Source organism: Chamaesiphon sp. OTE_8_metabat_110 (genome assembly GCF_031382685.1).
Classification (GTDB): Bacteria; Cyanobacteriota; Cyanobacteriia; order Cyanobacteriales; family Chamaesiphonaceae; genus Chamaesiphon.
In genome coordinates, this window is record NZ_JANMZA010000604.1 from 1 (window position 1) to 5,654 (window position 5,654).

Sequence of the window (5,654 nt, forward strand, 5' to 3'; positions counted from 1 at the left end):
CCGCCAGACAGATCCGCCAATCAGCTAAAATATCGATCTGACTCAAATTCCGCAGTCTATCGAGTGAGATGAGTACAGAAGATACAAAACTTTGCTCGGAATCATTCATAGTTTCGCTAAAATCTTAGATATTTAAAAAAAGTCATTAATATCGATCGTGGGAGTGTCAGGATTCAAATACTACCCGGTTTGAGATGAGAGATTTCCAGTAGAGGATAGTATAAATATTTACAGTGGTAGAGCTAGTCTCAAAATTCAGCTAGTGGACGATACCAACTTTTCACAACCTTTTTAAAGCTGCCAACTTTTAACTAAACCCCATGTCTGGAAATTATCAAAGTCGAGTCTTCACTTTTATTAATAAACGTACCAACGAGTTAAAAAATAACTGTGCCAAGGGTTGGCGACATATCAAAGTGGCAGTAGTTTGGAGCGGTCAAGTCTTACTATATCCCATCCAATTACTGGCACAGACAGCTAAAATATTTCAACCCGAACTTCCTGCACCGCCGCAGCGGCGATCGCTGCCATTCCAGCCAGTACCCGATATTAACATCGAACAGGCACTGGATTTAGTTGCTGAGAGTGGCTATCCGATTGAGATTGCATTACCCACAGCTTTAGCAATCAAGCAGCAGTCTTCGATCGATCGACGAAAGGTAAATCTAACTACAGCCGCAATAACGATCGCCGATGAAGATTACCTTCCTGAAGAGTGGGATTGGGACGAGCGTAGCCTTCATAAATCTCATCAAGTTACCCGTAACAAGCCCATCGTCAGGGGATTGAGTTCGTTACTAATCGATCGACAATTAGTTCTAGTCACTACCGAAAACGAACTCCTCGATATTCTGACGCTCACTCAACAACAAGAAATTCGGCGCCGGATTGGGATGGATTTGGCAATCGATTGGCACCAATGGCATCATCAGCAATTGTCAACCGATCGTACCGATAAGCAACTTGCCACAGCAAAAAAATCTTTACTTCTAGATGGTAGTCCGATCGAGCAAAAATTACTAGCCGATCGAGATAATATCTCGCCAAATCTATCAGAGCGGTTACAAAATTGGTGGCGAGATTTAACTATTAAACCCTCAATGGAGATATCCAATTCATTAGCGCAGTTAGAACTAACTGAGCCAGACTTAGCCCCACAGTTGGCACCGAGCAGTTACTCTTTCACACCACAACCACCACGTAGCTCCAGATTTTTAGATTTACCACAATTACCGCCATTTATTGAGGAGGCACTTACACCCCAGCGCCATCGACCCGTTTTAGAAACTATTGCTCAACTTCAACCAAATTGGCTCAAGCAGTGGTGGAGTTACTATCGAGAATATTGGTATATTCCCAACAAAAGCGATCTAGAAATCATTCACCAGCCCTCAGAATTCCAACTAACACCAGTGGTACGGCAAAGCGATCTCAAAATTGAGACTGTGAGAAAAACTAAATTTAGAGCCACATCTAAACATCAGAGTTTACTCGGTCGAGGTGCGGGTCAATTATCAAATCAAAACTACCACAATCTCGAATATCAGCCAGACTGGATCGAAGTAACTTCAGAACCGATCGGCTACAAAACATCCTTGCTTGCTAAATTATTAGTTTGGCTCGATCGCATCATGCTAAACATTGAAAACTGGCTGATTGAGATCTGGCGGTTGATAACCGATCGAACTATTAAAGATTGAGATAAATTTTTAGATGTTTTTGGTGCGTTACCCTACGGGATAACACACTCTACCAGATGCTGATAAATAACGATCGAATGCTATTACTGCATCGATCGCCACAGATCGTAGCCCCTATGCTAGTATCCTGATAATTAGTACCTGCTAACTAAATGACACATATGGACTGGCAAGAGATTTCTGGGGGAGTGACTGCACCGAGAGGCTTCAGAGCAGCGGGGATTACAGCGGGGCTGAAAGCTTCTGGGTTGCCAGATCTAGCGCTGATTTTATCAGACGTAGATGCGATCGCGGCTGGAGTCTTCACCACCAGTCAGGTACGCGCCGCCTGTGTCGAATATTGTCGCCAACAACTTGCCATCAAACCCAGCGCGCGGGCGATCTTGTGCAATTCGGGACAGGCTAATGCCGCCACGGGTGAAGCTGGCTGGGAAGATGCGATCGCCAGTGCGAACGCGCTCGCTAGTGCCCTCAATATCGCCCCAGAAGCGATCTTACTCGCCTCAACTGGGGTAATCGGTCAACGCATCAAAATGGATGCCTTAGTCGCCGGAATTCCGACCTTAGTCGCTGCGGCTAGTCATGAGGGTGGTGGTGCCGCTGCTAAAGCAATTATGACCACCGATTTGGTGAGTAAATCGATCGCATTAGAAACCACAATTGGCGATCGTCCAGTTAGAATTGGCGGGATGGCAAAAGGTTCGGGGATGATCCATCCCAACATGGCAACCCTACTCGCTTTTGTGACTTGTGATGCTGCCGTATCGACCACATTATGGCAACAAATGTTAAGTCGGGCTGCCGATCGCAGTTTCAATCAAATTACTGTCGATGGCGATACTAGCACCAATGACACCCTGATTGCCCTAGCAAATGGCGAATCTCGCACGCCCGCGATCGTCCAACCCGGTGCCGAAGCTGATAAATTGGAAGCCATGCTCACCGCTGTTTGTCAATATCTTGCCAAATCGATCGCGCGGGATGGTGAAGGTGCCACCTGTCTGATTGAAGTCCGGGTATCGGGGACGACAACCGATCGCGATGCACGACAAATCGCCCGTGAAATTGCCGGATCTTCCATTCTCAAAGCTGCAATTTTTGGGCGCGATCCCAATTGGGGTAGGATTGCGATGGCTGCGGGCAAAGCTGGCGTCCCCTTCGACCAAAATAATTTGGCAGTACAGTTAGGCGAGATCCAATTGATGGCAAATGGACAACCTTTGACATTCGATCGAATAGCTGCTAGTAATTACCTCAAGGCTGCCAGTCAAGGCGAATACCTCAAAACCGATACAGTCCTCATCTCAGTCACCGTCGGCAATGGTAGCGGCAATGGCATCGCTTGGGGCTGCGATCTCAGTTATGACTATGTGAAAATCAATGCTGAATATACGACCTAATCGCCTAATTTACGGCACTGCTACTAACTCGATCGATCGCGAGTACGATCGTACTCGCGATCGATTTTCCTGCGATCGACACCCCGAATAGGATCGATCGCCGCGAGATCGAATAGTCACATCGGCTCTCCTGCTATTTTGGGGAAATAGCTTACTTAAATACCAATCGTTGGCGTAGCCTACCGAAGGTAATCGTGCCATCAAAACCCCTTTACCCCTTTCAATAAGTCTTGCTTATCACCATAACTGCTGGAGATCCGTCAGATCTAATTTATTAACATACTATATGTTCGATTCTCTATCGGAGAAGCTGCACAAAAAATTAAAATCCACAGATAAAAAAACAATGATTACCGCTGGCGCGATCGGTGCTGCGATCGCGGTAAGTGGATGTATTGGAGCTTACTATGCACCATACTTGACAGTTAATAGTATCAAAAATGCTGCCGAAAATCGGAATGCTGATGCTTTATCGCAATCGATTAACTTTCCAGAACTAAAGACAAATATCAAAGCAAGTATTAAAGCTAAAATATTGAAGCAAATCGCTGAAGACAGCACACAATCGCCACAAGCAACCGCAGAATTAGTAGAAAAAACTATAAATCCAATCGTAGATAAATTAGTGACGCCCGAAGGAATCGAACGAATCATGTTCGATAAAATTCCTGAAGCCAGAATCGATCTAACTCAGCTTAATAAAGATCTGGCAAAATCGAATATTACAATGGGCTATGAATCATTCGATCGCTTTGTCGTCCACATTACCGATAAAGTTAACCGTTCTAAAGATGTCAGTCTTGTCTTAAAACGCGATGGATTAGCATGGAAACTATCGGCGATCGATATTTCTAAAGTGTAAATTGGTGAATAGTAAATAGTGAATAGTGAATAGTGAATAGTTGATAGTAGGGTGGGCACTTCCCACCATATAGGTTTTAGACATTATCTATCTGATAAATATTTGCACCCACCTACTTGATTAATAATTATCAATTATCAATTATCAATTATCAATTATCAATTATCAATTATCAATTATCAATTAATCCGATAGCTTTAACCTGAGATGAACCAGATCTTCGAGAACTTGGCGAATATATTGCTCGACTTGCTGCTGACGATCGGACAAATCTTTTAGTTGCTGATACCTAGCAATTGCCTGACTCACGCCCAAAATCTCGGTCATCTCACAAGCTCGCGTCCACAGTTGTCCGTGTTCGTCCAATCCACACAACCGATAGCCAGCTTGAGGATCGATCGTCGCTAAACCGATCGCTTCCACAGTCACATAAGGCGTCGGGATCGCTTGCCCTGTAGCATTTCGCTGAAAAGTCCGCGACTCCAACCACCCCGCTAAAATTGGCCCATCGCTAGTAATCTTGACACGATCGCGCTCGATTTGCTCCAACTCCTGCTGCCATTGCGTCACCATTTTATAAATTTCTTGCAGCATGTGTGCTGCCAAAATTGGGTTGGCATCTTGCCGAAGCTGACTAAATTTGGGAACCTGGATGGTAGTTGGTGGAGTATTCAAGTCTAAATTACGCTCTATGGATATGGACATCTCAAATCGCTGGCTGGTTGACAGGTGCAAAATACATGCTCTCGTCAGGCGGCGTCAGGTTACAGACGAAAGCTAAAAATCGGTAAGTTATCTATCAATCGATCGCGTAAACTCAGATTATATTCGCCCCCACGATTCAAAGTCGATCGCCAAGTGCCTACTGGTCGCTCTAAAGTTGAAGTACAGAAGATTTGAATGGATAACAGCATAACTCAATCGCGACAACAACCGATCTTAGTCACAGGTGCAGCACGTTCTGGCAAGAGTGAATGGGCGGAGACGCTAGCAAGGCAAACTACCAAAGCTGTTACCTATATTGCCACAGCAACTGTCGATCCTGACGATCGCGAATGGCAAGCTCGGATCGATCGTCATCAGCAGCGGCGTCCACATACATGGCAGACGAAGATGGCGGTGGTAGACTTGGCACAGACGATCGAGTCGGCGCTAGCGGACGACTTTCTACTCGTCGATTCCCTCGGTACCTGGGTGGCAAATTTGCTCGATCGATCGAACGCGGAGTGGGAAAATTTGACGCGGGAATTATTGGCTGTATCGGCTGATAGTTTAGCGACGATCGTCATGGTAGCCGAAGAAACTGGTTGGGGCGTAGTACCCGCCTATCCCAGCGGACGGTTATTTCGCGATCGCTTGGGCATGTTAACTCGTCAATTTGGCGCGATTTCTAACCCAGTTTATTTGGTCACGGGCGGTCACGTTTTAAATTTATCTCAATTAGGTCATAAATTGGTAGTTACCAGCTCCGAGGATTGACAAAACCCGATCGGCACTTTTCGCTCCCATCCCGAAATCCTGTTAAAATAAGAGCAGCATCGAGATCGATATCTCCGACATCATCGCTCCCAGACACCAGTTCATGCCAACATCAATCCTCGTTGAAAAGAAAAAACTTGCCAAACCGCCGCTAGATATTCACCTTCTAGGCGATCGAGTATTGCGGCAGCCAGCCAAACGCATCGCGAGCGT

General features: G+C 45.6%; 6 protein-coding genes and 1 pseudogene. 5 read left to right on the forward strand and 2 right to left on the reverse strand.

Annotated features, from left to right (window positions below; all coding sequences use genetic code 11):
- Positions 1-320 precede the first annotated feature (320 nt).
- The gene (locus tag RMO52_RS21780) at positions 321-1,700 is read left to right on the forward strand and encodes a hypothetical protein (protein WP_310418502.1); all 1,380 of its coding nucleotides are present in this window, start codon (positions 321-323) and stop codon (positions 1,698-1,700) included.
- Positions 1,701-1,861: 161 nt separating this feature from the next.
- The gene (gene argJ / locus RMO52_RS21785) at positions 1,862-3,100 is read left to right on the forward strand and encodes a bifunctional ornithine acetyltransferase/N-acetylglutamate synthase (RefSeq protein ID WP_396135073.1); all 1,239 of its coding nucleotides are present in this window, start codon (positions 1,862-1,864) and stop codon (positions 3,098-3,100) included.
- 9 nt (positions 3,101-3,109) lie between these two features.
- Here the strand turns inward: argJ and RMO52_RS21790 are convergent, their stop codons facing one another.
- A complete protein-coding gene (locus tag RMO52_RS21790; RefSeq protein ID WP_310418509.1) occupies positions 3,110-3,301 on the reverse strand; it encodes a hypothetical protein in 192 nt (63 codons plus the stop codon).
- An 85-nt stretch (positions 3,302-3,386) separates the two neighbouring features.
- Here RMO52_RS21790 and RMO52_RS21795 point away from each other — a divergent pair, with 85 nt between their 5' ends.
- The gene (locus RMO52_RS21795; protein ID WP_310418511.1) at positions 3,387-3,962 is read left to right on the forward strand and encodes a DUF2939 domain-containing protein; all 576 of its coding nucleotides are present in this window, start codon (positions 3,387-3,389) and stop codon (positions 3,960-3,962) included.
- A gap of 183 nt (positions 3,963-4,145) precedes the next feature.
- On the opposite strand, the gene RMO52_RS21800 is transcribed toward RMO52_RS21795, so the two are convergent.
- Positions 4,146-4,667 carry a hypothetical protein gene (locus RMO52_RS21800; protein ID WP_310418514.1) on the reverse strand — a complete coding sequence of 174 codons (522 nt, stop codon included), beginning with the start codon at positions 4,665-4,667 and terminating at the stop codon, positions 4,146-4,148.
- A gap of 195 nt (positions 4,668-4,862) precedes the next feature.
- Here RMO52_RS21800 and cobU point away from each other — a divergent pair, with 195 nt between their 5' ends.
- Both cobU and RMO52_RS21810 read left to right on the forward strand, forming a co-directional pair.
- A complete protein-coding gene (gene cobU / locus RMO52_RS21805; RefSeq protein WP_309745331.1) occupies positions 4,863-5,441 on the forward strand; it encodes a bifunctional adenosylcobinamide kinase/adenosylcobinamide-phosphate guanylyltransferase in 579 nt (192 codons plus the stop codon).
- Positions 5,442-5,544: 103 nt separating this feature from the next.
- Positions 5,545-5,654, forward strand: a pseudogene (locus RMO52_RS21810) (peptide deformylase); the annotation flags it as partial.

What these genes read in the sequence shown, in the direction of transcription:
- cobU (WP_309745331.1), top strand. Translation starts at nt 4,863, where the DNA reads ATGGATAACAGCATAACTCAATCGCGACAACAACCGATCTTAGTCACA.
- RMO52_RS21790 (WP_310418509.1), bottom strand. Translation starts at nt 3,301, where the DNA reads ATGGCACGATTACCTTCGGTAGGCTACGCCAACGATTGGTATTTAAGT.
- RMO52_RS21795 (WP_310418511.1), top strand. Translation starts at nt 3,387, where the DNA reads ATGTTCGATTCTCTATCGGAGAAGCTGCACAAAAAATTAAAATCCACA.
- RMO52_RS21800 (WP_310418514.1), bottom strand. Translation starts at nt 4,667, where the DNA reads ATGTCCATATCCATAGAGCGTAATTTAGACTTGAATACTCCACCAACT.
- RMO52_RS21780 (WP_310418502.1), top strand. Translation starts at nt 321, where the DNA reads ATGTCTGGAAATTATCAAAGTCGAGTCTTCACTTTTATTAATAAACGT.
- argJ (WP_396135073.1), top strand. Translation starts at nt 1,862, where the DNA reads ATGGACTGGCAAGAGATTTCTGGGGGAGTGACTGCACCGAGAGGCTTC.